Annotated in this window: 2 protein-coding genes; both read right to left on the bottom strand. The window is 70.2% G+C overall.

All coding sequences use genetic code 11. The annotated features are described in order from the left end of the window. Positions 1-104: 104 nt before the first annotated feature. Positions 105-1,244, bottom strand: coding sequence for an Mbeg1-like protein (locus ACT84W_RS08845; RefSeq protein WP_432290410.1), 1,140 nt, complete (start codon positions 1,242-1,244; stop codon positions 105-107). A 33-nt stretch (positions 1,245-1,277) separates the two neighbouring features. Next, positions 1,278-1,463: hypothetical protein (locus tag ACT84W_RS08840; protein WP_444328947.1), on the bottom strand; the 186-nt coding region annotated here is incomplete at its 5' end.

Raw genomic sequence — 1,463 nt, 5'->3', positions numbered from 1 at the left:
GCGGAAAAAACGAAGACCGAGGGGGGAACGCGCGGAAAGGCCGGGGTGCCGGCCGCGCCCGCCATGCCATACGATCAAAAAGGGCCTCGCGGCCGCACGCGCCCTTACGCGCCGAGCCTGGAGACCGCCTGCGCCGCGGCGCTCACGAAGGCGTCCTTCGCGGACTCGACGTTCGCGCCGATCGCGGCGCCAAGGAGCTCCCGGACGAGGTCCTTGGTGCGCTGGTCGGCGGCGCCGAGGGCCGAGAGCACCTTCTGGATCGACTGTGGGCTCGCCATGACCTCGTCGAGCCTCGTCGCGCCGCCCGCCTGCAGGACATCGAAGAGCTCGTCGGTGAAGCGCTCCCGCTCGTCCGGCTCGACGCCCTCGAGCCAGCCCGCGAGCGCGGCGTTCATGCGCACGCAGTCGGGCTCGAGCCCGGGCGCCTCGACGAGCCCCGTACGCGTGACCTGCCATGACATGGGGTCGTGCTGCATGGCGCCCGAGGCGGAGCTCTGCACGATGAGCTTGTCGGAGCCGTCGTCGAAGAGCATGCCGACGATGTCGTAGGCCGGGACCACATGGGTGAACCTCTGGCCGTACACCTCACTCGCGTGCGCAGGAATGGCCTCGGAGTACATTCCGGGGCCGTCGTCGCTCCACACGTGCTCGACGCAGCCGCGCAGCTCCTCGGGCAGGACAGCCGCCGCGTAGGCAGCGAGCACGCCGCCCTTCGAGTGGCCGCCGACGAGCAGCCGCCTTCCCTCGCTCGTGGCGAGACGAGCCTCCATCTGAAGGTAAGACGCGGCCGCGAGCTGGGCGGCCGTGACCCGGAAGCTCAGCATGAAGTCTTCCTTCCAGCCGACGAGGCTGTTGTCCGTTCCCCGGAACGAGACATACGAGAGACCCTCGGCGACGTCGACCGTCAAGGCGGAGAACTGCAGCGTTCGCTCGTCGTCGGTGACGTCGACGTAGTTGCGCGCGACGGCGCCGCCGAAGCGCTCGGAGCGGCCCAGTGCCCGGACGAAGCGGTCGTCGATGGTCGCGAGCGAGCGCACCCAGGGGCCGATATCCTCGCCCGCGGCGCGCGCGAGGAACTCCTCGCAAGCCTGCGCGACGTGCTTCTTTGCGGACGCGCCGTCGAGGATGCCGCGGAAGTCGAGGTACGAGAGGCTCGCCAGGATCACGTTGTCGACGTCGTTGAAGGGCCGCTCGCAGAGCAGCAGGTCCCCGCGAAGCTCCAGGTAGTCGCGCACGTCAGCCATTGTATGTCCTCTCTTTTGCGTCGAGGCGGGCGCTTAGCGCCTGCCGCCGTGGTCGCCGGGGCGGCGCCTCGCGGGTGCCTTGCCAGCGGCTTTGCCGGTGCCTTTGCCCCTGGCCGAACCCTTATTCGCGCCCTTGCCCTTGGCCGAGCCATTGTTAGCGCCCGCCCCCGCGCACCTGCCCGCGGCGCGCGGGTCGTCCTTGGAGCCGTGCGCTCCGTC

Source organism: Paratractidigestivibacter sp., from assembly GCF_052362415.1.
Classification (GTDB): Bacteria; Actinomycetota; Coriobacteriia; order Coriobacteriales; family Atopobiaceae; genus Paratractidigestivibacter.
Note: the sequence above shows the minus strand (reverse complement) of the source record. Positions and strands in the feature narration are given on the sequence as shown.

What these genes read in the sequence shown, in the direction of transcription:
- ACT84W_RS08845 (WP_432290410.1), bottom strand. Translation starts at nt 1,244, where the DNA reads ATGGCTGACGTGCGCGACTACCTGGAGCTTCGCGGGGACCTGCTGCTC.